The sequence below is a fragment of the Microbispora corallina genome, from assembly GCF_016863035.1.
GTDB lineage: Bacteria > Actinomycetota > Actinomycetes > Streptosporangiales > Streptosporangiaceae > Microbispora > Microbispora corallina.
Genome location: NZ_BOOC01000023.1, coordinates 43,729 through 68,910, shown reverse-complemented (window position 1 = coordinate 68,910; position 25,182 = coordinate 43,729). Strand labels below are relative to the sequence as shown.

The following is a 25,182-nucleotide window of genomic DNA, read 5'->3' as shown; positions in this document are numbered from 1 at the left end:
CGGAATCGCCGGGCTCGTCTGCCCTAGCGTTTTTCGCATGAATCTGCAGCAGCTCCGTTACGTGGTCGCCACCGCGGAGCACCGCACCATGACCGACGCGGCCAGATCGCTCTATATCGCGCAACCTGCCCTGTCCCGCGCGATTCGCGATTTGGAACGCGAGCTCGGCATGACGCTGTTCGCGCGTTCGGGGCGAGGGGTCGTCGTGACCGCGCAGGGCCGCCGCGTCGTCAAGCTCGCCCGGGAGGCGCTCGACGCCGTCGCGGAGATCGAGGCGCTGGCGACGCAGGGCAGCACGCCCGGCGCCGAACTGCGCATCGCCTCGACCCCGAGCCTGGAGCCCGGTCTGGCCGGGCGCCTGCTGCCCGCGTACGCGGCGGAGCACCCGGGCATCCGGGTGCACATCGTGCGGTGCGACGGCCGGGAGGCGGTGGTCAGCGCGGTCCGCGAGCAGCGGGCCGACCTCGGCCTCACCGACCTTCCGGTCCCGACCGACCTGGTCAGCCACCCGCTGGAACGCCAGGAGATCGTGCTCATCTCCCCTCCCGGCACCGACCTGCCCGATCCCGTGCCGATGGCGCGGCTGGACGGCATGCGCCTGGTCCTGCCCGCCCCCGGCAGCCCCCGCCGCAGGGAGTTCGACCACATCTTCGTGACGTACGGCGTCCGCCCGATCCCCGCGGTGGAGTCGGACGAGCGCCGCGGCTGGCTGCGGGCGGTGCGCGAGGGGCGGGCGTCCCTGCTCTGGTATCGGGGCATGGCCGACCAGGCGGCCCGCGCCGGCCTGGTGGTCCGCTCGCTCGACCCCTCGCTCAGGAAGATCATCGCCGTGGTCCACGCCCGGCGCAGGCTCCCCGCGATGGCGCAGGACTTCCTCGCCCTCGCCGAAGGCGGATCCGCGGCGTGATTTTCTTTGCAATTTCATTGGAGCGTTCCAAACGCATGTCCACGGCGGCAGGCAAGGGGCGTCGGCGCCGGCGAGTAGGCTGGCGCCGATGCCTAGTCCGACGTCCGACCAGCCGTCCGTCCTCCGCCTGCGCGGCCGCGCCTTCGGGCCCGGCGACTTCGCGGTCATGGCCGTGGTCAACCGCACCCCCGACTCGTTCTACGACAGGGGCTCGACGTTCGCCTTCAGGGCGGCCGTGGACGCCGCCTCCCGGCTGATCGACGAGGGCGCCGACATCGTGGACATCGGCGGTGTGAAGGCCGGCCCCGGCGCCGAGGTCGACCCGGACGAGGAGATCCGCCGGGTCGCCGAGGTCGTCGCCGCCGTGCGCGACCGCCACCCCGACGTGGTCATCAGTGTGGACACCTGGCGCTCAGAAGTGGCGAAGGTCGTGGCCGAGGCGGGCGCCGACCTCCTCAACGACACGTGGGGCGGGGTCGACCCCGGGCTGGCCGAGGTCGCGGCGGCCCACGGCATCGGGCTGGTCTGCGCCCACGCCGGCCGCGTCGAGCCGCGCACCCGGCCGCATCGCATCGCGTACGACGACGTGGTCGCCGACGTGGTCGCCTACACCACCGATCTCGCCGAGCGGGCCGTCGCGGCGGGCGTGCGCAGGGACGCCGTCCTCATCGACCCCGCGCACGACTTCGGCAAGAACACCTGGCACTCGCTGGAGGTGAGCCGCCGGCTCGGCGAGATGACCGCCACCGGATGGCCGGTCCTGGTGGCGGTGTCCAACAAAGACTTCGTGGGCGAGGCGCTCGGCGGGCTCCCGGTCGGGGAACGGCACGCGGGCACGCTGGCCACGCTGGCCGTGTCGGCCCTCCAGGGCGCCCGCGTGTTCCGGGTCCACGACGCCGCGAGCGCCCGGAGGACCCTCGCCGTCGTCGCCCGCCTCGCCGCCGGCTGAGCGGTCGCCCGCGCGCCCCCGCGGTCGCGTCCCCTCGCGGTCGGCCGCGCGTCGCCCCTGTCGCCCGCCCGTCCCGTACCGGTGGGCCGCGCGCGCCGGCCGTCAGGCGTACATGACGGACAGGAAGCGGACCAGGATCGCCTCCCGGGTCTCGGCCGGCAGGGCGTCGAGCACCGCGTTGACCGCGGCCATGCCGCCCCCGTCACCAGAGCCGGTGCCGTTCGTCCCGTCGACGCCGCGGTCTCCCGGTCCGGCGTCACCTACGGGGGAGGGGCCGAGGTCGATGCCGACCGAGGCGGCGAGCTGGGCGAACGTGGCGTCGTCGAGGGCGTCGAGGTCGAGCGAGGCGATCAGCTCGGGCAGCCCGTCCGGCACCGCCGCCGGGCCCTTGGCCCGCGCCGCCTCCGCCGACCGGGCGATGACGTCGAGCATGGCGTCCACCCCCGACAGCGTCACGCCGGTCACCGTGATGTGCAGGTTGGCGGGAATGCCGGCGTACGAGAGCTGCGGCTGGAGGAACCAGCCGAGCCTGCGCGCCTCGTCGGCGAGCACGAACACGTCGACCTCGGGCGACCCGGCGACGGCGACGAGCGATGTCTCCGGCTCGCCGAGCACCCGCAGGCCGGGGATCGCGCGGATGCCCTCGGCCAGCCGGCGGGTGGCCTCCAGGGTGCTGCGGCCCAGCTCCCGGTAGCCCTCCCGGCCGAGGGACTGCAGGGTCGCCCACGCCCCCGCCAGCGGCCCGGCCGAGCGCGAGCTCTGCACGGTGGCGTTGATGATCGTGTAGCCCGGCCAGGCCGCCGAGGCGAAGTAGGCCCGGCGGCGCAGCCCGGCGTCCCGGAACAGCAGCACCGAGGCGCCCTTCGGCGCGTAGCCGTACTTGTGCAGGTCGCACGAGATCGAGGTGACGCCGGGGACACTCAGGTCGAATGGCGGCACGGCCGCCCCCGCCTCCCGCAGCCACGGCAGCAGCCACCCGCCCACGCAGGCGTCCACATGGCACAGCACCCCGCGGGAGGCCGCGATCGCGGCGATCTCCTCGACCGGGTCGACCACGCCCTGGGGGTACGACGGGGCCGAGGCGACCACCAGCGCCGTGCGGTGGTCGACGGCCGCCTCGACGGCCGGCACCGAGGCGCGGAACGTCACGGGGTCCACCGGCACCGGCACGATCTCCATGCCGAGGTAGTGGGCGGCCTTGTGGAACGCCGGGTGCGCGGTGACCGGCAGCACCACGCGGGTCGCGCCGGGCCGCGCGTCCCTGGCGGCCTTCACGGCCAGCATGATCGACTCGGTGCCGCCGCTCGTGAAGATCCCCGGCGCGCCCGGCCGCCCCAGCAGCTCGGCGGCGGCCGCCACGACCTGCCGCTCCAGCGCCACCATGCTGGGGAACGCCGTCGGGTCGAGCATGTTCACCTCGAGCATCTCCGCGTACGCCCGGTGGGCGGCGTCGTGCACCTCAGGCCGTCCGGTGTCGTAGACGTACGCGGTGACCGTGCCGCCCCGGACCGGCAGGTCGGCGGCCTTGAGCGCGGTCAGCTCGGCGAGCAGGTCGTTGACGGGCCTGCCGTACTCGGGAAGCAAATGGGTCTCCTCAGGCGTGGTGCGTGGGGCGGTCTGCCAGGGGGAGCCGCACGACGGCGCGCAGGCCGGGGGCGGCGTCCTCCAGGTGGACCGTACCGCCGTGGGCCTCCACCGTCGTCCGCACGATGGCCAGCCCGAGCCCGGCGCCCCCGTCGTCCCGGCTGCGGGCGCTGTCGAGGCGGGTGAAGCGGTCGAAGACCCGCTCCCGGTCCTCGGCCGGGATGCCCGGGCCGTCGTCGGCGACCGTCAGCTCCGCCGTGCCACGGTCCGTCCGGACCGCGACCGACACGGCGGACGCCGCGTGCCTGAGGGCGTTGTCGACCAGGTTGGTGAGCACCCGCCGCAGGTCGAGGCCGTCGCCCAGCACGACGGCGGGGGAGGCGGCGTCGAGGGCCAGGCCGTACCGCTCTGCCGTGCCCCGGGCCAGCGCGGCGAGGTCGACCGGCTCGCGCCGCCCGGGGCGGCCCTCGTCGAGCCGGGCGAGGGCCAGCAGGTCCTCGGCCAGGCGGGACAGCCGGAGCGTGTCCTCCAGCACGCCTTCCGCGGTCTCCTTCCAGTCCTGCCCCTCGGGGTGGCTGAGCGCGACCTCCAGTTGGAGACGGATGCTCGCCAGCGGGCTGCGCAGCTCGTGCGCGGCGTCGGAGACGAGGGCGCGCTGGCGGGCGTCGGCGTCCTCCAGGCGTCCCAGCATGTCGTTGAGCGTGGTGGCCAAGGAGTGGACCTCGTCGCGGGCCTCGGGGACGGGCAGCCGCCGGGACCGCGCCGTCCCGCTGATCTCGGCCGCTCCGCGGCGCAGCAGCGCGATCGGGCGCAGCGTCCTGCCGATCACCAGCCACGACGCCCCCGCGAGCAGCGCGAGCAGCAGCGGCATCCCGACCAGCAGCACGTGCCCCGTGGTGGTGAGGCCGCCCTCCACCTCGGCGAACGACCGCGCGGCGATGACCGTCACGCCGTGGTCCCCGCTGAGCGCCCGCACCCGCAGCGGCCCCGGGATCGCGTACGGCCGGCCGTCGAGGAAGCGGGCCGACCCCGAGCGGACGGCCTCGGCGCGCTCGCGGGCGCCGAGCAGCGGGACGAGCCTGTCGGTGTTCGGGGTGGCGTCCACGATCCGCCCGTCCGGCCCGATGACCTGCACGATCGTGTTGTCGACCGAGACGACCGGGTCGGGCAGGCGCCCGGCGTCGGACAGGGCGGAGACCTCCCTCGCCCGCTGGTAGACCTCGTCGTCGATGGTCCGCATCAGGGCCCGGCCCAGCACGCCCACGAAGACGTACGCCGACAGGGCCAGCGCGAGGGCCAGCACGGCGGTCGAGACCGTCGTCAGCCGGAAGCGCAGGCTCTGCCTCCGCCACCAGCCGAGGGGGTCAGCCGCCATCGCTCACCAGCCGGTAGCCGGCCCCCCGGACGGTCTGCAGCGCGCTGCGCCCGAACGGCACGTCGATCTTGCGGCGGAGGTACCCGACGTAGACCTCGACCACGTTGGGGTCGGTGTCGTAGGTGTCCCACACGTGTTCGAGGATCTCGGTCTTCGACACGACCTCGTCGTGCCGCCGCATCAGGTACTCCAGGAGGGCGAACTCGCGCGGCGTCAGCTCGATCGAGGCGTCGCCCCGGGTCACCTGCCGCCGGGCCGGGTCGAGCGACAGGTCGCCGGCCCGCAGGACGGCCGGTCGGCGGCCGCCGCCGCGCCGCAGCAGGGCGCGCAGCCGCGCCACCAGCACGACGTACGAGAACGGCTTGGTCAGGTAGTCGTCGGCGCCGAGGTCGAGCCCGTCGGCCATGTCGTACTCGCCGTCCTTGGCGGAGAGCATGAGCACCGGCACCCAGTTCTCCTCGGCGCGCAGTTGCTTGCACACGTTGTAGCCGGACAGCCGCGGCAGCATGATGTCGAGCACGACGATGTCGTACTCTCCGACGCGTGCCAGGTGCAGGCCCTCGACGCCGTCGTGCGCGAGGTCCACGGCGAACCCCTCGGCCTGCAGCCCCCGCTTGAGGGCCGCCGCCATCCGCCGTTCGTCCTCCACCACCAGAACCCGCATCGCCCCATAGTGGACCCATTCCGGCACCGGTGCCTGAGAGGGCTCTCAGGACGTCTCAGCGTCGGCACAGGACCGGCCCAGCAGGCTCGGGAATGTCAGTCCGCCGCACATGATGGAGATGTGAGATGTCCAAGAGAGCACGCGCCGTGAGGTGGGGAGTGCCGGTCGCCGCGGTCGCCGTGGTCGCGGCCGCCGTCGGGACCGGCCCGGTGATCGCGGCTGTGCAGGGCGACCCGTCCCTGCCGGACCGCACCGCCCAGCAGCTGCTCGCCGACATGGCGGGCTCGTGGAGCTCCCGCAAGGTCCCCGCGATGTCCGGCACCGTCGTCGAGACGGCGTCCCTCGGGCTCCCGGCGCTGCCGGGCCTCTCCGGCGGCGGCGCGAGCGCCCTGTCGCTGCTGTCCGGCTCCCACCAGCTCAAGGTCTGGTACGGCGACGAGGACCGGGTGCGGCTGATGCTGCCGGGCGAGATGAGCGAGACCGACCTGATCGTCAACGGCGGGCAGATGTGGCTGTGGGACAGCGCCGCCAACACCGCCACCCACTTCACCGGTCACCCGGGGGCGGCGACCGGCTCGCCCGTGCCGCTGCCGTCCGCGGCCTCGCCGCTGCCGACGGCGCTCACGCCGCAGCACGCGGCGCAGGAGGCCCTCAGGGCGGCCGGCGGCGACACCCGGATCACCGTGGCCGACGACGTCACCGTCGCGGGCCGGGCCGCCTACCAGGTCGTCCTCACCCCGAAGACCGCGACCTCCCTGGTGCGGGACGTCCGCGTGGCGATCGACGGGGAGACGCTGATCCCGCTGCGCGTCCAGGTGTACGCCAAGGGGGCCGCCGAGCCCGCGTTCGAGGTGGGCTTCGACTCGGTCACGTTCTCGGCCCCGGCTCCGGAGAACTTCACGTTCACCCCGCCGGCGGGGGCCAAGGTCGAGGAGGGCCGGGCCCCCGCGGCGGCCGGGCACGAGGCCGGCAAGGTGAGGGACGCCGCCGACGGCACCCGGATCGCCGGGTCGGGCTGGGACAGCGTCCTGGTCACCTCGCTGCCGGCGACCGACGCGAAGGGCGGGAGCGGCGCGAGCGCGGCGAACGGTGCGAGCGGGAACGGTGCGAGCGGGAACGGGGCGAGCGCGAACGGGGCGAGCGCGAACGGGGCGAACCCGGCGAACCTGCTCGACACCGCTTTGCGGTCGGCCACGCGCGTCAGCGGCCCGTGGGGGAGCGGCCGTCTGCTGCGGACCAAGCTCCTGTCGGTCCTCCTGACCGACGACGGCCGCCTGGTCGCCGGGGCGGTCACACCTGAGGCCCTCTATCAGGCGGCGGGTGCGGCGCGATGACCGGTCTGGCGACGAGCGGGGGCGCGACGGCGTGCCCCGGCGAGCCCGCGGGCGGGGACCCGTGGGCGCGGTGAACGCGGCGGGGGCGCTCCTCGGGGCGCCCCCGCCCCTCCCCGGCGACCCGCCCGCAGGATCCGACATCCGCGGTGGGCACGCCATCGTCACGACCGGCCTCACCAAGCGTTTCCGCGGGGGCCAGGTCGCCGTCGACGCCGTCGGCCTGGCGGTGCCGCGCGGCTCGGTGTACGGCTTCCTGGGCCCGAACGGGTCGGGCAAGACGACCACGATCCGCATGCTGCTCGGTCTGGTCGCGCCGACGTCCGGCGAATGGTCGCTCCTGGGGGAGGCCATGCCCGCCGGGCTCGCCCGGTCCCTGCCGAGAGTGGGGGCCGTGGTGGAGGGGCCGGCGTTCTACCCGTACCTGTCGGGGGAGGCCAACCTGCGCCGCTTCGACGCGGCCGACCCGGCGGCCGACGGCCGGACCGTGCGGCGTCGGGTGGGGGAGGCGCTGGAGCGGGTGGGGCTGGCGGCCGCCGCGGGCAAGCGCTACCGGGCCTACTCGCTCGGCATGCGCCAGCGTCTCGCCATCGCCGCCGCGCTGCTCGCGCCCCGGGACCTGCTCGTGCTGGACGAGCCGACCAACGGGCTCGACCCGCAGGGTACGCGGGAGGTGCGGACGCTCATCAAGGAGATCGCCGCGGAGGACACCACGGTGTTCGTCTCCTCCCATCTGCTCGCCGAGGTCGAGCAGATGTGCACCCACGTGGGCGTGATGCGGTCCGGGCGGCTGGTCGCCCAGGGCCCGCTCGCCGACCTCCGGGCGGACGGCGGCGGGCCGCGCCTGCGCGTGGAGACGGCGGACGCGGCCGAGGCGGCGGCGCTGCTGGAGGCGGCCGGCCTGACCGGAGTCTCGGCGGCGGTGCATCCCGACGGGATCGGCGAGGTGACCGCCGACCTCGGCGACGCCGTGCCGGAACGCCTGTGCGCCCTGCTGGTGACCGAGGGCGTGCGGGTGCGCGGGTTCGGGGTGGTCCGGCCCAGCCTGGAGGACGTCTTCGTCGGCCTGACGGGGGAGGGGTTCGATGTCGGCGCGTGAGACGTTGACGGAGGAGACCGTGATGCGAGTGGCGGACGACGCGGCCAACCGTACCGAGCAGAACGCGGCGACGCGAGCGGCGGACGACACGTCCGGCTCCGGCCGTTCCCGCCGGAACACCGCGACGGCCGTGCACACGGCCGTGCACACGGCCGCGCACCCGGCCGCCCATACGGCGCGGCTGCTGGCCTCCGAGATCGGGCTGACGTTCCGGCGGCCCCGCAACCTCGCCATGCTCGGCGTGCTCGCGGCCGTGCCCGTGCTGATCGGGGTGGCCGTGCGGATCGCGTCCCGCGGCGACGGCGGGTCGCTGATCGGGCAGGTCGCGGGCAACGGGCTGGTGCTGACGTTCGCCGCGTTCCTCGTCATGCTGCCGCTCGTGCTGCCGCTGGCGGTCGCGGTGGTGGCGGGCGACGCCGTCGCGGGCGAGGCCGGGCAGGGCACGCTGCGCTACCTGCTCGTGGCGCCCGCGGGCCGGACCCGGCTGCTCGCGGTCAAGTACGCCGACGTGGTGGTGTTCTGCCTCGCGGCGTGCGCCCTGGTCGCGCTGTCGGCGCTGGCCGTGGGGGTGGCGCTGTTCCCGGTGGGCCCGGTCACGCTGCTGTCCGGCACCACGGTCTCCGCGGCCGAGGGGCTCGTCCGGGTGGGTCTGGTGGCGCTGTACTCGGCGGCCGGCATGGCCGCCCTCGGCGCGGTCGCGCTGGCCGTCTCCACCCTGACCGAGGCGGCGATCGGCGCGGTCGCGGCGAGCGTGGTGCTCGTGGTGGTCAGCCAGGTCCTCGGGGCGATCCCGCAGATCGCGGTGGTCCGGCCGTTCCTGCTGACGTCGTGGTGGAGTTCGTTCGACGGCCTGCTGCGGGATCCGATGGCGACCGACGAGATGGGACGCGGCCTCCTGGCCTTCCTGGCGTACATCGTGATCTTCGGGTCGATCGCCTGGTCGCGGTTCACCTCGAAGGACATCACGGCATAAGTGGTGCCACTTGACGGTCTTTGTCGCTAATGTTGCCGCGGACCTCTCACGTAGGCGGTGTGCATGCGGCACTTCTTCGGGCTGCTCCTGGGCGTTGTGGTCGGCGCGGCCGTCCTCCTCGGCGGGGGATGGGCCTCCCAGGAGGCGGTCAGGGGGGCCGCCCTGAACGTCGATCCGGCCAAGGACACGCGGATGCTGATCGCCATCGGCGTCATGGCCGTGGTGGGCCTGCTGGTGGGGCTCGTCCTGGTCACCCGGGTCTCCCCGCTGGCGACGTTCCTCCCGTCGATGGCCCTGCTGGCGTGGACGGTCGTCTACGTCCTCGACGTGTCCCGGGCGGCGAGCCTCGCGCCGACCGGGACGGCCGTGCAGCAGGACCTCGCCGAGGCCGGGCGCGGCATGCTCACCCTCCTGTCCACCGGCGTGTACGGCCTGCTGGGGATCGCCCTGTTCGTTCCCGTGCTCATGCCGTCACGCTGGGCGGGTCGCCCGAGGGACGAGGAGCCGGAGGAGTACGAGGAGACGCTGGGCTATTGAGGTAGAGGTGGGCGACGACGTCCTCGATCGACGTCTCGCCGGGCACCAGCGCCCGCAGGTCGTCCACCGTGCCGTCGAAGGCGAGCCGGCCGTGGTCGATCAGCAGCACCCGCCGGCAGAGCCGTTCGACGTCGCCCAGGTCGTGCGTGGTCAGCAGGACGGTCGTGCCGCGCTCGGCGTTGAGCCGCCGCAGGAAGTCGCGCACGCCCGCCTTGCTCACCACGTCGAGCCCGATCGTCGGCTCGTCCAGCACGAGCAGGGCCGGGTCGTGGAGCAGGGCGGCGGCGATGTCGCCCCGCATCCGCTGGCCGAGGCTGAGCTGCCGCACCGGCGTCGCGAGGAACCCGCCCAGGTCGAGCAGCTCGGCGAGCTCGCCGAGCCGCCGGCGGAACACCTCGCGATCTACTTTGTACAGGAGCCGGACCAGTTCGAAGCTGTCCTTGAGCGGCAGGTCCCACCACAGCGTCGTCCGCTGGCCGAACACCACGCCGATGCGGCGGGCGAGACCCGTACGGCGGCGTGACGGGTCGAGCCCGGCCACGGTCACCCGTCCCGACGTGGGCGCGAGGATGCCGGTGAGCATCTTGATCGTGGTCGACTTGCCCGCGCCGTTCGGCCCGAGGCACCCCACGAACTCCCCGGCCTCGATCCGGAACGACAGGTCCCGCACGGCGTGCACGACCGAGCCGCGCACTCTGAACGTCCGGCCCACGGCCGTTGCCTCGATCATTCAGCTCCCCGTCGATCGGTAGCGGCGGATCCCGGCGCGCCAGGCGAGCGCGGCGGCGCCCGCCAGCGCCAGCGCGGCGACCGGGGACAGAAAGCGCAGCAGCGGCGGCAGGCCGAGCGGGTCCTCCCGGCCGAGCACGTAGAGCCCGGGCTGCCAGTTGACGAACGCCAGAGGCAGCACGTAGGTCACGCCCCGCACGAGGTCGGCGCCGTACACGTTCAGCGGGTACTGGGTGAGCTGCGCCCCGCCGTACGTGAAGGCGTTGGCCACCTCGGGCGCGCCGGTGAGCAGGAACTGCACGGCTCCGCTGAGCGCGAAGAGCGCGGCGAAGATCACGATGCCCGACGCGACCATGACGGGGATCATCCAGGCCCGCCCGGGGGGCACGCCGAGGCGGGACAGGGCCAGGCCGAGCATCACGGCCCTCTGGACGACCCGGCCGACCCGGTGCGGGACGAACTGGTCGACCGCCACCTGGACGAACGGGCTGGCCGGCCGGATCAGGAACACGTCCAGGGTGCCCGCCCTGATGTGCCTGCTGATCCGGTCGACGTTGCCGAACAGCAGGTCGGCGACCGTGAACGCCAGCGACGAGGCGCCGTACAGGAACATGACCTCCGCGACGCCGAAGCCGGCCAGCGACCTGGTGTTGGCGAAGATGACCCAGATGACGGCCGCGTCGAGGCCGCTGGTCACGAACCCGGCGACCGTCATCACGGCGAACGAGAGGGGGTACTGCGCGGCGGCCCGGGTCCAGGCCCAGGCGAGCAGCGCGTAGGTCCTAACCACGGCGATCACCCACCCTGGATCACGACCCTCCTGCGGGCGACGGAGGTGGCGAGCGCGCCCAGGCCCAGCAGCACGGCGGCCCACAGGGCCTGGAAGGCGAGGGCGGGCCCCGGGCCGGTCGTGCCGAGGTAGACGTCGGCCGGCACCTGGACCATGGCGGCCCACGGCAGCGCCCGGGCCAGCGCCCCGAGCCACCCCGGGAAGATCACCAGAGGCAGCATGAGGCCGCTGAAGAACGTGGTCAGCACCAGCGACGCCACCGCGAGGCCCCGGTCGTCGAGGATCCAGAAGGCGGCCAGCGCGACCAGGTAGCGCCAGCCGAAGCTGACCACCACCCCGAGGACGAAGCTCACCAGGTAGGCGGGCGCGTCGGCCGGCGGCACGATGCCGAACAGCAGGGCCCCGGCGACGGTCGGGGGCACGCTGCGGACGAGGAAGAGGTACGCGGCGCGGCCGAGGTCCTCCGACAGGTGCCACAGCTGCAGCGACGCCGGCCGGACCAGGTCGAGGGCGACGTCGCCGCTGCGGATCCGCTCGGTCAGGTCGAGCCCGCCGCCGAAGACCTGCATCGGGCCGATGAACGCCTGGGTGAGGAAGCAGAAGGCGACCGCGTCGGGAAGGTCGTACCCCCCGAGGTGCGGGCGGGACCGCCACAGGGCGATCAGCACGTAGGCGCGCAGCACCCCGAACACGGTGTTGGTGAACGCGCCGGCCACCGCCGCGCCCCAGTAGGCCGCGTGCTTGCGGAAGCCGTACCGGACCAGCCGCAGGTAGAGGGAGAAGGCCGCGCACCTCCGAACTCGGGGACCCGGTGATCGTAGTTCATCGGTCGCGCAGGCGGTAGACGAACCGCAGTCCGGACCAGGTCTCATCCACGGCGCAGACCTTGTTGTCGACCAGGCCCTGCGCCAGGCCGTGGTCGCGGACCGGGTTCTCCGACAGGTCGGTGGCCACCCCGCTCGACCGCTTCGGCCAGCACACCCACAGGCCGCCGTCGCGGGCCAGGCGCTCACGGGCCGGCGCGAACCCCTCCCGCAGCGACGCCCCGTCGGGGCAGAACAGCATGATCACGTCGTACGGCTCGGGGCGGCCGTCGTCGTGCGCGTCGCCGTCGAGGGGGAGGCTTTGCGGGGCGTTGACCAGGAGCACACGGTGTCCTGGCCTGACGCCCAGCTTCCGGGGCAGCGGGGTTCCCGAATATCCAGGCATGGGGGTTCGCATGACCTCCGGTCGTTACCCATCTGTAACGCGACTGTAAGGGGGGTGAAACAAAGCACCCGGTAGAACCGTTTACTACCGGGGGATGTCCCTTTTAGGAGGTTTACATGAACGATGAGCTAAATGTGGACATTCGCCCGGAATATCCGGTCAGCTGGCAGGCCGCCGCGCTGAACGGCGTCCTGCGCGGGACCATGAAGCCCATGTCGACCATCCTCCTGCGCAACACGGCGGGTATGGCGGTGGCGAGCCGTCTGATGTGCCTGGGGGAGCGCGTGCCCGGCATCCTGCCCAAGCACGTGTCCATCGTGGCAGACCGGTCCGGCCCGTGTCCCGGCGAGTGGGTGCGGGGCGGCGACGACCTGGACGAGGGCAAGGCGGTCCTCTACTTCCACGGCGGCGCGTACTTCGTCTGCTCCCCGGCCACCCACCGCCCCATCACGTGGCGACTGTCCATGACCGCCCGGCGGCCGGTGTTCTCCCTCGACTACCGCCAGGGGCCGGTGCACTCGCTGGCCGAGTCGCTGTCGGACGCCCTCGACGCGTACCGCTGCCTGCTCGACCGCGGCTACCGGCCGGCCGACATCATCCTCGCCGGGGACTCCGCCGGCGGCCACCTCACCCTCGCCACCCTGCTCTCCCTGCGCGACCGGGACCTGCCCCTGCCCGCGGCCGCCGTCTGCCTGTCCCCCTGGACCGACCTCAGCACCACCCGCCGCCGGGTGAGGGGCTGGATGGACCCCATGCTCCCCGCCGGCCGTGTCGACTGGCTCGCCCGCCGCTGGACCGACGGCCTCGACTGCCGCGACCCCCTCGTCTCCCCCGTGTACGGCGACTTCACCGGTCTTCCCCCGCTGATGATCGTGACCGGCTCGACCGAGCTGCTGCGGGACGAGGGCCGCCGGGTGGCCCTGAGCGCCCGCCGGAACGGCGTCCCGGTGACGTACGAGGAGTGGAACCGGATGCCCCACGTGTTCGCCATCCTGGCGGACGTGCTGCCCGAGGCGAGGCTGCTGTTCCGGCACATCTCCCGCTTCCTCGGCGCCGTGGGCGCCCGATCCGCCACGTCGGGGGTGGAAGCGGCCTGAAGTAGCCTCATGTGACGTATGAGAAGCCTGTGACCTGGGCGTTCGCCGCCCTCTCTTACCTCTAGGTGCCATTGGCCTTACCTGTCATGCCGCTTGGTGCTACTTGGCCGCGTGGCCCGTTCCAAACGGCGACAGTGTGCAGTGCGGCACTTCCGTGAGAGAGGTAGCTTCCGTATGGCACGCGGCGGAACAGGCCCCCACAACGGCATGCCCCCCGGCGTGCGCCCGCTGACCGTGGGCGATCCGGTCATCATCGGGCGCTACCTGCTGCTGGGCAGGCTCGGCACCGGCGGCATGGGCGTCGTCTACCTCGCCGAACACCCGCAGGGCGGGTGCGTCGCGCTGAAGACGCCGCATCCCGTGCACCTGTCCGACCCCACGCTGCGGGCCCGGTTCGCCGAGGAGGTGGCGTTCTCCCGCCGCGTGACGCCCTTCTGCACGGCCGCCGTGATCGAGGACGGCCTCGACCGCGACCGGCCCTACCTCGTGACCGAGTACATCCCCGGCCCCGCGCTCTCCCAGGTGGTCGCCGCCCGGGGGCCGCTCACCCCCGACCTCGCGTACGGCGTGGCCCTGGGCGCCGCCGCCGCCCTCGTCGCCACCCACGAGGCCGGCCTGGTGCACCGGGATCTCAAGCCCGCCAACGTGCTGCTGTCCCCGCGCGGGCCGTTCGTGATCGACTTCGGCATCGCCCGCGACGTCGAGGTGGACGTGGCGGTGGCGCACACCCAGGCGGGCCAGATCATGGGCAGCCCCGGCTGGGTCGCCCCCGAGCGGCTCACCGGCGGGCACGCCCTGCCCGCCTCGGACGTCTTCTCGTGGGGCTGCCTCGTGGCCTTCGCGTCCACCGGCCTCCACCCGTTCGGCACGGGCGAGCTCGACGTGCTCACGCGGCGCATCCTCGTGGAGGAGCCGAGGATCTCCGCGGTGCCCAAGATGCTGTGGGACAGCGTCGCCGGCGCGCTCGCCAAGGACCCGGCCGACCGGCCGGACGCGGCCGCCCTGCTGACCTCCCTTCTGGCAGCGGGCGGCATCCGGGAGCCGGGCGACCCGCGGCGGGCCGTGGCCGCCGTGCTCGACGAGATCTGGCAGCCCGTGCCGTACCCGGCGGGGGGAGGCCGGGTCCGGCTGGCCGAGGAGGAGGGCAGGTCCGCGCGCCGCAGGTCGGCCAGGGCGGGCGGGCACGCCTCGCACGCCGGTTTCGCCGCGCTCGCCACCGTCACGATCGCCGCCATGACGGTCGTGGCCGCGGGGACGGGCGCGGCCCGCATGCAGGGGACGGCCGAGCCGCCGCCCGCCGTCCCGGTGGTGATCCCCGGCGAGGACAGCACGCTGCCGCCCGCTCCCGCGTCGAGGCCGTCCCGGCCGTCCACGACGGTGGGCGCCCACGTGCCGCGGCCGCCCGTGACCGTCACCGCCACCCGCACCCTGCCGCCGCGCGTGTCCACCCCGCAGGGCCCGGGGAGCCCGCAGGAGCCGTCCCCGCCGCCGCCGGGGGCGCCGCCCACCGCCGTGCCCCCGCCCGCCGACCAGTGCTTCACCCGGAAGGGGAAGCCGAAGAACTGCCCGCCGGGACACACCCAGTCGCCGGTGCCGTCGTCCGGGATCAGCACCGAGCCGCAGTGGGGCGACGGCGAGTCGCCCCAGCCGAGCCCGAGCCCGTCGTCGTCGAGCCCCGCCGGCAGCCCGCCCGGGACGGCCGCATCGCCGGCCACCCCCTGAGCCGCGCGCGGCCCGGCGATCGTGCATCCTTGGTCACCATGGACGCTGCGCTTGAGCTGACCGACGTGACCGTCCGGGTGGTGGGCCGCACCCTCGTCTCGGGCGCCGACTGGCGCGTGGATCGCGGGCAGCACTGGGTGATCCTCGGCCCGAACGGCGCGGGGAAGACCACGATGCTGTCGGTGGCCGCCGCGGTGCGGCATCCCAGCTCCGGGACCGCCACCGTCCTCGGACGGCGGCTCGGCCGGGTCGACCTGCGTGAGCTGCGACGCGAGATCGGGCTGGTCGCGGCCAGCCAGCGGCTGGTGGACGAGGCGCTGCTGGAGGAGGAGGCCGCCACCGCGCTGACCGTCGTCCTCACCGGGCACACCGGCACGAGCGCCCCGCTGTGGGACCGGTACGGCGACGCCGAACGGGAGCGGGCCCTCGGGCTGCTGGCCGACCTCGGGTGCAAGGACCTGGCCGACCGGCCCTTCCAGGTGTGCTCCCAGGGCGAGCGGGCGCGCGTCCGGGTGGCCAGGGCGCTGATGGCCGACCCCGCGATCCTCCTGCTCGACGAGCCGTTCGCCGGGCTCGACCTGCCCGCCCGGGAGGACCTGATCGAGGCCCTGGAGGACCTGGCCGCGAGCCGGCCGGCGCTGACGACCGTGCTGGTCACGCACCACCTGGAGGAGGTCCCCGGCTCCACGACCCACGCCCTGCTGATGCGGGACACCCGGATCCTCGCGGCCGGGCCGGTCCACGAGGTGCTGACCGGGGCCGCCCTGTCGGACTGCTTCGGCCGCCGCCTGCGCCTCGACCACGCGGACGGCCGCTGGTACGCCCGCGCCTCCCGCTAGCGGCCCCCACGCGGAAGGCATCGCACGCGGAAGGCCCCGCCGATGGCCGTCAGATCCGGGGGTGACCTGCGGCGCCACGGCGGGGCCCGTCGTTCGACCTGTGCTGTCCGCGACGGTTAGTGAGCCTCGGCGAACTGCGACTCCTCGGTGGAGCCCTTCAGGGCCGTGGTCGAGGAGTCCGGCGCGACGGCCGTGCTGACCAGGTCGAAGTATCCGGTGCCGACCTCGCGCTGGTGGCGGGTGGCGGTGTAGCCGCGGCGCTCGGCCGCGAACTCGGCCTCCTGGAGCTCGACGTAGGCCGCCATGCCCTCCTCGGCGTACCCCTGGGCCAGGTCGAACATCGAGTAGTTCAGCGAGTGGAAGCCGGCCAGCGTGATGAACTGGAACTTGTACCCCATGTGGCCGAGCTCGCGCTGGAACTTGGCGATCGTCGAGTCGTCCAGGTGCTTTCTCCAGTTGAACGACGGCGAGCAGTTGTAGGCGAGCATCTGGTCGGGGTACCGGGCCTTGATCGCCTCGGCGAACTCCCGCGCCACGGCGAGGTCCGGCGTGGACGTCTCCATCCAGAGCAGGTCCGAGTGCGGCGCGTAGGCCAGGCCGCGGGCGATGCAGGCGTCGACGCCGTTGCGCACCCGGTAGAAGCCCTCGGCCGTCCGGTCGCCGGTGGTGAAGACGCGGTCGCGGGGGTCGACGTCGCTGGTCAGCAGCGTCGCGGCCTGGGCGTCGGTCCGCGCGATGACCAGGGTCGGCACGCCCGCCACGTCCGCCGCGAGGCGGGCCGCGTTGAGCGTCTTGATGTGCTGGCCGGTCGGGATCAGGACCTTGCCGCCCAGGTGGCCGCACTTCTTCTCGGAGGCGAGCTGGTCCTCCCAGTGGACGCCCGCGGCGCCCGCCGCGATCATGCCCTTCATCAGCTCGAACGCGTTGAGCACGCCACCGAAGCCGGCTTCGGCGTCGGCCACGATCGGCGCCAGCCAGTACGGCGCCCGCTCGTCGCCCTCCGACCAGGTGATCTGGTCGGCCCGCAGCAGCGCGTTGTTGATGCGCCGCACCACGGCCGGCACCGAGTTGGCCGGATAGAGGCTCTGGTCGGGGTAGGTCTGGCCGCCCAGGTTCGCGTCGGCGGCGACCTGCCAGCCGGACAGGTAGACGGCCTTGAGGCCGGCCTTCACCTGCTGGACGGCCTGGTTGCCGGTGAGCGCGCCGAGCGCGTGGACGTAGTCCTCGGTGGTCAGGAGCTCCCACAGCCGCTCCGCGCCGAGCCGGGCCAGGGTGTGCTCCTCCTGCACGGAGCCGCGCAGCCGGATCACGTCCTCCGCGGTGTAGGTCCGCTCGACGTTCTTCCACCGGGGGTTGGTCTCCCAGTCGCGCCGCAGCTCCTCGGCGGCGGCGGTAAGACGCTCCGACATGTTGGTCACTCCCTTGTTGCGTGCGATGTCGTCACCTGGGGCTTGCTTCCGAGTTTGTGTCGATATCAAGAGATCAACAAGGAGGGCCGTGAGGCAAGATAGGAAGAATTTCTGTTACAGCGAATACTCGCCGGTATTTGACAGTGAAGAAACGTCGAGTTTTCGCTATGGACTAGACCAATGCGTGTGGTGTGGATCACTCTCGGGTGGAAGAATGCCTGATTTTCCGCCTAGGATGAGCCATGCCCACCGTCCTTGGCGAAGAACCGCTGTCTTTGACGCAGGAGCTCGACCTGCTGGCGTTCGGCCAGCGGCTCAAGCACCTGCGCAAGCAGCGCGGCCTCACGCTCTCCGAGCTCGGCGACCGCGTGGGACGCGCGCCCAGCCAGCTGTCCCTCCTGGAGAACGGCAAGCGCGAGCCGAAGCTGTCCCTGCTGAAGTCGCTGGCCGCCGCCCTGAACGTGCCGGTCGAGGAGCTGCTGCGCCGGCAGGCGCCCAACCGGCGGGCCCAGCTGGAGATCGCCCTGGAGGAGGCCCAGCGCGACCCGCTGTACCAGAGCCTCGGGCTGAGCAGGCTGAAGGTGTCCGCGCGGGTCCCGAACGACGTGCTGGAGCACATCCTCGGCCTGTACGAGGAGCTCAAGGCCCGGCAGGCCAAGGGCACCGCGACCCCCGAGGAGGCCCGGGCGGCCAACGCGGAGCTGCGGCGCAAGCAGCGCGAGCTGGGCAACTACTTCGAGGAGATCGAGAAGGCGGCCGCCGAGGCCCTCGCCGCCGTGGGCTACCGCACCGGCGCGCTGTCGGAGAGCACGGTCCAGGCGATCGTGTCCCACTACGGGTTCACCGTGCACACGGCGCCCGACCTGCCGCGTTCCGCCCGCTCGGTCACCGACCTGCGCAACCGGCGCATCTACCTCAAGCGCGAGCAGCTCGGCATGCACACCCCGCGCACCGTGCTGCTGCAGACGCTCGGGCACTTCGCGCTCCAGCACCACAAGCCGCGCGACTTCGCCGACTTCCTGCGCCAGCGGGTCGAGGCCAACTACTTCGCCGCCGCGGTCCTGGTGCCGGAGGCGGCCGCCGTGCCGTACCTGCGGGAGGCGAAGCAGGACAAGGCGTTGTCGGTGGAGGACCTGCGCGACGTGTTCGCCGTGTCCTACGAGATGGCGGCCCACCGCTTCACCAACCTGGCCACCCAGCACCTCGACCTGGTCTGCCACTTCGTCCGCAACGACGCGGGCGGCATCATCTACAAGGCGTACGAGAACGACGGGATCGTCTTCCCGGCCGACGAGCAGGGGGCGATCGAGGGGCAGCGGATGTGCCAGCAGTGGTCGGGCCGGCAGGTGTTCCAGTCGCCCGACCGGTTCTCCCTCTTCTACCAGTACTCCGACTCGCCGACCGGCACGTACTTCTGCATCGCCCACGTGGACCCCTCGCTGGAGAAGGACTTCGCGGTCACGCTCGGCGTGCCGTACCGGGAGTCGCGCTGGTTCCGCGGCCGCGAGACGACGAACCGGACCAAGTCCAACTGCCCGAGCGGCGAGTGCTGCCGCCGCCCGCCCGCCGAGCTGGCCCAGCGCTGGGAGGGGTACGCCTGGCCGTCCGCCCGGGCGAACTCCCACGTGCTGACCGTGCTGCCGCCCGGGTCCTTCCCCGGGGTCGACGAGGCCGACGTCTACTCCTTCCTGGAGCGCCACGCCGCCCAGAGCTGAATCTCCTGCGCCACATAAGGTGATGCGTGTGGACATCGCCGACACGGGGGAGAGCGCGCGTGCTGCCTGAGGTGGAGGCCTGGCTCGGTCGCCGCACCACGACCTCGTCCGACTGGTCCGCCCGCGCGCTGCTGTCCGCGAAGAGAGGGACCGTCAGCGTGGTCCTGCCCGCGCGCGACGAGGCCGCGACCGTGGGGGACATCGTCTCGGCCATCCGGCGCGACCTCGTCGAGGCCGTCCCTCTCGTGGACGAGCTGGTGGTCATCGACTCCCGGTCCACCGACGACACCGCCGCCCGCGCCGTCCAGGCGGGCGCGAAGGTCTTCGCCCAGGACGAGATCCTCCCCGAGCTCGACGGCCCGGCGTACGACGGCAAGGGCGAGGCGCTGTGGAAGTCCCTCGCGGTGACCACCGGCGACCTGGTGGTGTTCGTCGACGCCGACTTACAGGAGTTCCGAACGTCGTTCGTGACCGGCCTGCTCGGGCCGCTGCTGGCCGACCCCGCCGTGGCGTACGTCAAGGGGTGCTACGACCGGCCGCTGCTCGGGGCGCCGGGGACGACCGGCCCGGACGGGCCCGACGCGGCCACGGCCGGCGGGCGGGTCACCGAGCTGGTCGCGCGGCCGCTGCTGAACATGCACTGGCCGCTGCTCGCCGGGTTCGTCCAGCCGCTGGCCGGGGAGTACGCCGGCCGCCGGTCCGCCCTGGAGCGCGTCCCGTTCGTGACCGGGTACGGCGTGGAGCTGGGGCTGCTCATCGACCTGCTGGAGCTGGCCGGCCTCGACGCGCTCGCCCAGGTCGACCTGGGCCGCCGGGTGCACTCCCACCAGTCGACCGAGGCCCTCGGCGGCATGGCCGGGCAGATCATGCACACCGCCTGGTCGCGGCTCGAACGCCAGGGCAGGGTGATCCCGCTGCACGACCCGTCGCCGCGCCTCACGCAGTTCCAGCGCGGGCTCGACGGGCACCTCCCGGTCGAGCGGGAGATCGCGGTGGCCGAACGGCCGCCGATGCTCAGCGTGCCGCAGTACGCGACGCGGCTCCCCTGAGAGAAGTGTTACCGTTGGTAACACTAGAGAGGAGAGCCTGATGACGTTCTGCCCCGAGATGAGCGACGACGTCCGTGAGGTGCGCGACTGGGTCCACGAGTTCGCCCGGGACGTGATCCGCCCGGCGGGAGCGGAGTGGGACGAGCGCGAGGAGACGCCCTGGCCCGTCATCCAGGAGGCCGCCAAGATCGGGCTCTACTCGCTGGACTTCTTCGCGCAGCAGTGGTTCGAGGAGTCGGGGCTCGGGCTGCCTGTGGCGTTCGAGGAGCTGTTCTGGGGCGACGCGGGCATCGGGCTGTCGATCGTCGGCACGGGCCTGGCCGCGGCCGCGCTCGCCGCGAACGGCACGCCGGAGCAGATGGGGGAGTGGCTGCCCCAGATGTTCGGGACGCCGGACGACGTCAAGCTCGGCGCGTTCTGCGCTTCCGAGCCCGACGCGGGCAGCGACGTCGGCTCCATCCGCACCCGCGCCGTCTACGACGAGGCGAAGGACGAATGGGTCCTGAACGGCGTGAAGACCTGGGCCACCAACGGCGGAATCGCGAACGTCCACGTGATCGTCGCCGCCGTCGACCCGTCGCTCGGCACCCGCGGCCAGGCGTCGTTCGTGGTGCCGCCGGGCACCCCGGGCCTCTCCCAGGGCCAGAAGTTCCGCAAGCACGGCATCCGCGCCTCGCACACCGCCGAGGTCGTCCTGGACGGCGTCCGCGTTCCCGGCCGCTGCCTGCTGGGCGGCAAGGAGAAGCTCGACGAGCGGCTCGCCCGCGTCCGCTCGGGGGCGCGCAGTGGCGAGCAGGCCGCCATGCGGACGTTCGAGACCACCCGCCCCTCCGTCGCCGCCATGGCCGTCGGCATCGCCCGCGCCGCGTACGAGTACGCCAGGGACTACGCGCGCGAGCGGGAGCAGTTCGGGCGCAAGATCGGGGAGAACCAGGCCGTCGCGTTCCTCCTGGCCGACATGGCCACCCGGGTGGACGTCGCCCGCCTCATGACCTGGCGGGCCGCCTGGATGGCCCGGCACGGCCGGCGGTTCGACCAGGCCGAGGGCTCGATGAGCAAGCTGGTCGCCAGCGAGACGGCGGTGTGGGTGAGCGAGCAGGCCATCCAGATCCTCGGCGGCGCCGGCTACACCCGCGAGCACCCGGTCGAGCGCTTCCACCGGGACGCCAAGATCTACACCATCTTCGAAGGCACCTCGGAGATCCAGCGCCTCATCATCGGCCGCGCCGTCACCGGCCTCCCCGTCCGCTGATCCGCGACCGCACGTCATCATGAGGGGTTGACGCCTTACCAGCGAGCTATTGCTTTGGCCTGCTGAGTGAGTTATCGCAGGGCCTTCGCATCCTTTCGTCCCGGGGTCTTGCGATACGGCTTCGCCATAGGATGCCGGTCATGGCCGATCTTGGGAGGCTGGTCACGAGGACCCGTGTGGCGGCGTCCGCAGCCGTCGCGGGGACGTTGATCGCGGGGGTGGCGCTGCGGGTCGTCGTACAGGGAGACCTCGCCAAGTACGTCGGCGACGCCCTCTACACGGTCCTGATCTACGCCCTGCTCGTCGTCCTCGCGCCCAAGGCGCGGCCCGTCACTGTGGCCTCCATAGCGCTGGGTCTCAGCTGGGCCGTGGAGTTCTTCCAACTCACCCCGGTTCCCGCCGAGCTGTCCCGGCGCAGCTTCGTCGCGCGCCTCGTGCTCGGCTCCACGTTCAACGCGCCCGACCTGTTCTGGTACGCGGTCGGGGCAGGGTTCTGCTGGTTGCTGCACTCCCTGGCCTCCCGTACACGTGAATCGAAGGAAAGCACGGGCCTGGGAGGTCGTCTTTGATGCCCCTCGACCGAGGCATGTCGGGTATGCGGCCACCCCGTACCTGAACGGCTGTCTGGGCCCGATCGGCCAGGGCGGCCCTCCCGATCTCGTGGATGCAGGAGGGCCGCCGTGACCGGCGTTCACCTACTGGGCCTCAAGCCCTCGGCCGGTCATTTTCCTCCGGCTACAGCCCTGCGCACTGCCCTGGCTTCGGGCCGGACGTGGTGTTGGGCTGGCCGGCGTTGGTCGGCGCGGGGGAGTTCCCCGAGCACGACAGTGGTCCGCCGATGTGGTTGCCGGAGACGATCGTCGCCGCCGTGTTGTTCTGCAGGACGAGCGGGCCGTTGACCGTCGAGCCGTCGATCGTGACCTGACGCGTCGTGCCGGTGACCGTCAGCGGGCCCTTGATCGTCGCCGCTGCGCAGTCGCCCTTGTGATCGCCGACCCAGACCCGCGCCCCACCGGTCAGGGTCGCCGGCCCGGACACCGTGGTGCCGCACAACAGGACGTCGACGGCCCCGGACGTCGTCAGCGGGCCGCGTACCTCGGAACCGGACGCGTAGAGCCCGGCACCTGTACGCACGGTCACGGGTCCGGTGACCGTCGCGTCATCGAGGCACGTGACGCCCGAGGTGACGGTCAACGGGCCGGAGCGCGACCCGGTGATCGTCTTCGTGCAGGCCGGGACGCCGGTCGCGGTGAACGGCACGACCCAGGTCTGGTCCTGCCGGCTGTAGGTGACGGTGCCGTGGTACACCTCGTCCGTCGGATAGGTGTGGCTCCCGCTGACCGACATCAGGCTTCTGCCCTGCCGCTGGCTCGCCACGTAGTCGCGTGCCGCGATGCCGGCCGGCTCCGCCGCGGATCCGTCGCCCCAGTCGATCACGGCCGTGAACTGACCGGGCGGCACCGAGCCGGCGGTCATCCGTGCCAGGGTGACGTTGCTCAGGGTCTTGTCCGCGCCCAGACGGGTGAACGTCCCCATCGCCGCCGTGTCCCAGGTGACCTGGGATATGGTCCCGTAGTTCACGTTCGCGAACGCCCAGCGGGGTCCGGCCGCGCTGAGCCGCTCCCGATACGCGTCGTAGTCCTGGGTGAGCACCTTGGGGGACCAGGCCTTCTCGAGGATTCCGGCCAGCCGCGGGAAGACCATGTACTCGTTCGTGGCCAGCCCGCGCATCTGCTCGCCCCAGATGGGCGCCTCGATACCGATGATGTCCTCGGCCTTCGGCCCGCCGTAGGCCGGTTGCGCCCAGACCGACCGATACTTCTCGTACACCCATTCCGGGTCCCAGGAGTAGGACTTGAGGAGTTCCGTCGCCGGTGTCCTGCCGGGGGATCCGTCGTACGCGAAGTCGAGATAGGCGTTCCATTCCGGTGTCGTGATCACGTCCCGGCCCTGGTTGAACCACTCGGGCTTGATGAGAGCGGGCCCACCGCCCGTGTAGTCGGACCAGTAATGGTTGATGGAGGTGGAACCCGGTGCGTACCCTTCCAGCGCGGGGTTCCAGCCCATCATCCGCTTGCCGTTGTCGTTGACGATCTTCTCCATCTGGCCGATCCACCACTTGTAGTCCTCGTGGGGCATCCCGATGGCCTCGTCGCCGCCGATGTGGATGATCGATGCGGGAGAGATCGCGGCGAGCTGTGCGATCGCGTCCTTCCAGAACGCGAGGGCCCGCGCGCTGGCCGGGTCGTTCGGGTTGGTGCAGAACCGGTCGGTCTGGGTCTGGCCCTGGCAACCCATGATCGCGCGGCCGCCCAGGGCTGTCACCGCCGCCGTGGCATGGGCCGGGCCCTCCAGTTCGGGGACGATCTCGATGAACCGGTCGGCCGCGTACGCGACCAGGCCCTTGAAGTCCTCCTGCGTGTAGAAGCCCGCGAGACAGTTCGCTCCGTTGCACCCGGTGCCGTCCAGCGCCGGGTAGCCCTTGATCTCAAGGCGCCAGGACTGGCTGTCGCTCAGGTGCAGGTGCAGCCGGTCGCCCTTCAACGCCGCCAGCTGGTCGATCATCGACTTGATCTCGGCCACGGTCAGGAAGTTGCGGGCAGGGTCGAGCTGGAGACCGCGATGCTCGTATCGCGGGTAGTCGACGACCGTTATGGGCTGTGCCGTCCAGGGCCCCACGCCGACCGAAGGCGAGTAGCTCGCGGCCGGCAGCAACTGCCGAAGGGTCTGGAAGCCGTTGAACAGACCGTGCGCCTTCGGGGCCACGATCTTCACGCCCGCGCTCGACACCGTGAGGGAGTAGCCTTCGGCCGCGGCGACCTCGTTCCCCTGGGGAAGGCCGGGCACCGGCGCGAGGCCGAGGGCGATGTCGGCCGCGGTGGCGGAACCCGTCACCACGGGGAGCTCGTACCCGGTGGCCGGCCGCAGGTAGCCCGCGAGAACCTCGCCTGTGGCGGCGAGGCCGCTGTCGGAGACCACGATCCGGGACCTGGCCGTGAGCTGCCAGGGCTGACCGGTGCCGGGCGTCTGCCGCACCGGCACGGGAATGATCTGACCCGTGACGGTCGCCGGCTTCGGTCCGGACCACAGCTCGAACTCGTTGATCGTGTATCCAACCGTGGAACTCGTGGCCAGAGCCTGCATCCGGACGCAGGAGATCGGGTCCGTCCGATCGATGACCTGGGAGTCCTTGTCGCTCGGATTCACCACGTGGGCGACCGTCGACCACGTCTGGCAGTCGGCGTCCGTGGCGACCTGCAGGTCGTACTCCGTCGGCTTCGCCGGCGACGTCCAGAGGGTGAACACCTCGTGGACCGGGGCGGGCTGGGCCAGCTTGACCTGGAACCAGTCCTGCGTCGGGTCATAGCCGTTCCCGACCGAGGCGTAGTTCGAGGTCCAGCCGTTGTGGACGAAGACGTCCGTGGCGTTGGCGGGCGCGTACGTCGCGGCGGGCGCCGTCATGCGCTGGGACTTGGCGGAGGCGACCGCACCCGGCAGGAGGGCCAGGTTGACGCTGTCGGAAGCAGAGGGATCCGTGAGGGAGTCGGAGACGGGGACGGCCGGTGCAGTGTCGGCGTTGGCGGCGCTGTTCGCCAGGACGCCGGTGAGTGATGTGGCCAGCAGCGCACCGATAGTCAAAGCGGAGAAGACGCGGGGCTGAGACCGACGGCCTCCGCCATGCCTCTGCTCGCGCTTCGATAAGAATGCGAACTTCACGTGACTCCTTACATGAGGGTGCCGCATTCCTCCAGCACAGGTCGAATTCGGGCATCAATGGCATGCCCGAGCCACCCGCACGGCAGGGGAGCGCCCGTACGGGTGTCGATCGATGCTGGGGGTCACGCGGTCTGGAGGGCGACCGTCCCGGCGTTCCTCTCGCGCGTCTCGATTACCGCCTCCTTGTTCGTGCGAGGGGGTGACTGGTCTGTACCGATTGGTGATCAGGACGGCG

At 72.5% G+C, this 25,182-nt stretch carries 22 protein-coding genes; 13 read left to right on the top strand and 9 right to left on the bottom strand.

Annotated features, from left to right (window positions below):
- Positions 1-37 precede the first annotated feature (37 nt).
- Both Mco01_RS22875 and folP read left to right on the top strand, forming a co-directional pair.
- The gene (locus tag Mco01_RS22875; protein WP_036320026.1) at positions 38-907 is read left to right on the top strand and encodes a LysR family transcriptional regulator; all 870 of its coding nucleotides are present in this window, start codon (positions 38-40) and stop codon (positions 905-907) included.
- Positions 908-995: 88 nt separating this feature from the next.
- Positions 996-1,856, top strand: a complete 861-nt coding sequence (folP, locus tag Mco01_RS22870) for a dihydropteroate synthase (protein WP_204058949.1) — start codon at positions 996-998, stop codon at positions 1,854-1,856.
- Between the two features lie 102 nt (positions 1,857-1,958).
- Here folP and Mco01_RS22865 read toward each other — a convergent pair whose 3' ends face one another.
- From Mco01_RS22865 to Mco01_RS22855, 3 genes are read right to left on the bottom strand one after another with little or no spacing between them, the layout of a single operon-like run.
- Entirely contained in the window at positions 1,959-3,440 is a 1,482-nt protein-coding gene (locus Mco01_RS22865; protein WP_204058948.1) for a pyridoxal phosphate-dependent decarboxylase family protein, read from the bottom strand.
- A gap of 10 nt (positions 3,441-3,450) precedes the next feature.
- Entirely contained in the window at positions 3,451-4,815 is a 1,365-nt protein-coding gene (locus Mco01_RS22860) for a sensor histidine kinase (RefSeq protein ID WP_204058947.1), read from the bottom strand.
- The gene (locus Mco01_RS22855; protein ID WP_204058946.1) at positions 4,805-5,479 is read right to left on the bottom strand and encodes a response regulator transcription factor; all 675 of its coding nucleotides are present in this window, start codon (positions 5,477-5,479) and stop codon (positions 4,805-4,807) included. Before Mco01_RS22855 ends, Mco01_RS22860 begins: the two co-directional genes overlap by 11 nt.
- 125 nt (positions 5,480-5,604) lie before the next feature.
- Between Mco01_RS22855 and Mco01_RS22850 the strand changes: the two genes are divergently transcribed.
- From Mco01_RS22850 to Mco01_RS22835, 4 genes are all read left to right on the top strand, one after another.
- On the top strand, positions 5,605-6,813 hold the full coding sequence (locus Mco01_RS22850; protein WP_204058945.1) for a LolA family protein: 1,209 nt from the start codon (positions 5,605-5,607) through the stop codon (positions 6,811-6,813).
- On the top strand, positions 6,800-7,909 hold the full coding sequence (locus Mco01_RS22845; protein WP_239103840.1) for an ABC transporter ATP-binding protein: 1,110 nt from the start codon (positions 6,800-6,802) through the stop codon (positions 7,907-7,909). Before Mco01_RS22850 ends, Mco01_RS22845 begins: the two co-directional genes overlap by 14 nt.
- Positions 7,910-7,931: 22 nt before the next feature.
- Positions 7,932-8,882, top strand: a complete 951-nt coding sequence (locus Mco01_RS22840; protein ID WP_204058944.1) for a DUF2705 family protein — start codon at positions 7,932-7,934, stop codon at positions 8,880-8,882.
- A gap of 63 nt (positions 8,883-8,945) precedes the next feature.
- Entirely contained in the window at positions 8,946-9,419 is a 474-nt protein-coding gene (locus tag Mco01_RS22835; protein ID WP_204058943.1) for a hypothetical protein, read from the top strand.
- Here Mco01_RS22835 and Mco01_RS22830 read toward each other — a convergent pair.
- The 4 genes from Mco01_RS22830 to Mco01_RS22815 are packed head-to-tail and all read right to left on the bottom strand — an operon-like array spanning position 9,346 to position 12,087.
- Positions 9,346-10,149: an ABC transporter ATP-binding protein gene (locus Mco01_RS22830; RefSeq protein WP_204058942.1), complete on the bottom strand. Its 804-nt coding sequence runs from the start codon at positions 10,147-10,149 to the stop codon at positions 9,346-9,348. The two genes, Mco01_RS22835 and Mco01_RS22830, sit on opposite strands and share 74 nt — an antisense overlap.
- Positions 10,150-10,938 (bottom strand): ABC transporter permease, encoded by a 789-nt coding sequence (locus tag Mco01_RS22825; protein WP_204058941.1) that lies wholly within the window; start codon positions 10,936-10,938, stop codon positions 10,150-10,152. It abuts the gene before it with no gap.
- Between the two features lie 5 nt (positions 10,939-10,943).
- On the bottom strand, positions 10,944-11,810 hold the full coding sequence (locus Mco01_RS22820) for an ABC transporter permease (protein WP_204058940.1): 867 nt from the start codon (positions 11,808-11,810) through the stop codon (positions 10,944-10,946).
- Positions 11,761-12,087 carry a DUF3052 family protein gene (locus Mco01_RS22815; RefSeq protein WP_204058939.1) on the bottom strand — a complete coding sequence of 109 codons (327 nt, stop codon included), beginning with the start codon at positions 12,085-12,087 and terminating at the stop codon, positions 11,761-11,763. The genes Mco01_RS22820 and Mco01_RS22815 overlap by 50 nt, the downstream gene beginning before the upstream one ends.
- 176 nt (positions 12,088-12,263) lie before the next feature.
- On the opposite strand from Mco01_RS22815, the gene Mco01_RS22810 reads away from it, so the two are divergent.
- From Mco01_RS22810 to Mco01_RS22800, 3 genes are all read left to right on the top strand, one after another.
- Positions 12,264-13,244 (top strand): alpha/beta hydrolase, encoded by a 981-nt coding sequence (locus Mco01_RS22810; protein WP_204058938.1) that lies wholly within the window; start codon positions 12,264-12,266, stop codon positions 13,242-13,244.
- 174 nt (positions 13,245-13,418) lie between these two features.
- Complete coding sequence (locus Mco01_RS22805; protein WP_204058937.1) at positions 13,419-14,966, top strand: serine/threonine-protein kinase; 1,548 nt, start codon at positions 13,419-13,421, stop codon at positions 14,964-14,966.
- Positions 14,967-15,004: 38 nt separating this feature from the next.
- Positions 15,005-15,805 (top strand): ABC transporter ATP-binding protein, encoded by an 801-nt coding sequence (locus Mco01_RS22800; RefSeq protein ID WP_204058936.1) that lies wholly within the window; start codon positions 15,005-15,007, stop codon positions 15,803-15,805.
- Between the two features lie 116 nt (positions 15,806-15,921).
- On the opposite strand, the gene aceA is transcribed toward Mco01_RS22800, so the two are convergent.
- Positions 15,922-17,214, bottom strand: coding sequence for an isocitrate lyase (gene aceA, locus Mco01_RS22795; RefSeq protein WP_204058935.1), 1,293 nt, complete (start codon positions 17,212-17,214; stop codon positions 15,922-15,924).
- Positions 17,215-17,456: 242 nt separating this feature from the next.
- Here aceA and Mco01_RS22790 point away from each other — a divergent pair, with 242 nt between their 5' ends.
- The 4 genes from Mco01_RS22790 to Mco01_RS22775 all read left to right on the top strand — a co-directional run bounded on the left by Mco01_RS22790 (position 17,457) and on the right by Mco01_RS22775 (position 21,799).
- Positions 17,457-18,929, top strand: coding sequence for a helix-turn-helix domain-containing protein (locus Mco01_RS22790; RefSeq protein ID WP_239103839.1), 1,473 nt, complete (start codon positions 17,457-17,459; stop codon positions 18,927-18,929).
- A gap of 59 nt (positions 18,930-18,988) precedes the next feature.
- Positions 18,989-19,978 (top strand): glucosyl-3-phosphoglycerate synthase, encoded by a 990-nt coding sequence (locus Mco01_RS22785; RefSeq protein WP_036320002.1) that lies wholly within the window; start codon positions 18,989-18,991, stop codon positions 19,976-19,978.
- A 40-nt stretch (positions 19,979-20,018) separates the two neighbouring features.
- Positions 20,019-21,230 (top strand): acyl-CoA dehydrogenase family protein, encoded by a 1,212-nt coding sequence (locus Mco01_RS22780; RefSeq protein ID WP_204058934.1) that lies wholly within the window; start codon positions 20,019-20,021, stop codon positions 21,228-21,230.
- A 140-nt stretch (positions 21,231-21,370) separates the two neighbouring features.
- A complete protein-coding gene (locus tag Mco01_RS22775; RefSeq protein ID WP_204058933.1) occupies positions 21,371-21,799 on the top strand; it encodes a ribosomal maturation YjgA family protein in 429 nt (142 codons plus the stop codon).
- Positions 21,800-21,965: 166 nt separating this feature from the next.
- Here Mco01_RS22775 and Mco01_RS22770 read toward each other — a convergent pair whose 3' ends face one another.
- Positions 21,966-24,869 (bottom strand): beta-N-acetylhexosaminidase, encoded by a 2,904-nt coding sequence (locus tag Mco01_RS22770; protein WP_204058932.1) that lies wholly within the window; start codon positions 24,867-24,869, stop codon positions 21,966-21,968.
- Between the last annotated feature and the right edge of the window lie 313 nt (positions 24,870-25,182).

Excerpts from the sequence above, each read along its gene's own strand:
- Mco01_RS22875 (WP_036320026.1), top strand. The coding sequence starts at position 38 with ATGAATCTGCAGCAGCTCCGTTACGTGGTCGCCACCGCGGAGCACCGC.
- folP (WP_204058949.1), top strand. The coding sequence starts at position 996 with ATGCCTAGTCCGACGTCCGACCAGCCGTCCGTCCTCCGCCTGCGCGGC.
- Mco01_RS22860 (WP_204058947.1), bottom strand. The coding sequence starts at position 4,815 with ATGGCGGCTGACCCCCTCGGCTGGTGGCGGAGGCAGAGCCTGCGCTTC.
- Mco01_RS22855 (WP_204058946.1), bottom strand. The coding sequence starts at position 5,479 with ATGCGGGTTCTGGTGGTGGAGGACGAACGGCGGATGGCGGCGGCCCTC.
- Mco01_RS22850 (WP_204058945.1), top strand. The coding sequence starts at position 5,605 with ATGTCCAAGAGAGCACGCGCCGTGAGGTGGGGAGTGCCGGTCGCCGCG.
- Mco01_RS22840 (WP_204058944.1), top strand. The coding sequence starts at position 7,932 with ATGCGAGTGGCGGACGACGCGGCCAACCGTACCGAGCAGAACGCGGCG.
- Mco01_RS22835 (WP_204058943.1), top strand. The coding sequence starts at position 8,946 with ATGCGGCACTTCTTCGGGCTGCTCCTGGGCGTTGTGGTCGGCGCGGCC.
- Mco01_RS22830 (WP_204058942.1), bottom strand. The coding sequence starts at position 10,149 with ATGATCGAGGCAACGGCCGTGGGCCGGACGTTCAGAGTGCGCGGCTCG.
- Mco01_RS22820 (WP_204058940.1), bottom strand. The coding sequence starts at position 11,810 with ATGAGACCTGGTCCGGACTGCGGTTCGTCTACCGCCTGCGCGACCGAT.
- Mco01_RS22810 (WP_204058938.1), top strand. The coding sequence starts at position 12,264 with ATGAACGATGAGCTAAATGTGGACATTCGCCCGGAATATCCGGTCAGC.
- Mco01_RS22805 (WP_204058937.1), top strand. The coding sequence starts at position 13,419 with ATGGCACGCGGCGGAACAGGCCCCCACAACGGCATGCCCCCCGGCGTG.
- Mco01_RS22800 (WP_204058936.1), top strand. The coding sequence starts at position 15,005 with ATGGACGCTGCGCTTGAGCTGACCGACGTGACCGTCCGGGTGGTGGGC.
- aceA (WP_204058935.1), bottom strand. The coding sequence starts at position 17,214 with ATGTCGGAGCGTCTTACCGCCGCCGCCGAGGAGCTGCGGCGCGACTGG.
- Mco01_RS22790 (WP_239103839.1), top strand. The coding sequence starts at position 17,457 with ATGCCCACCGTCCTTGGCGAAGAACCGCTGTCTTTGACGCAGGAGCTC.
- Mco01_RS22780 (WP_204058934.1), top strand. The coding sequence starts at position 20,019 with ATGACGTTCTGCCCCGAGATGAGCGACGACGTCCGTGAGGTGCGCGAC.
- Mco01_RS22775 (WP_204058933.1), top strand. The coding sequence starts at position 21,371 with ATGGCCGATCTTGGGAGGCTGGTCACGAGGACCCGTGTGGCGGCGTCC.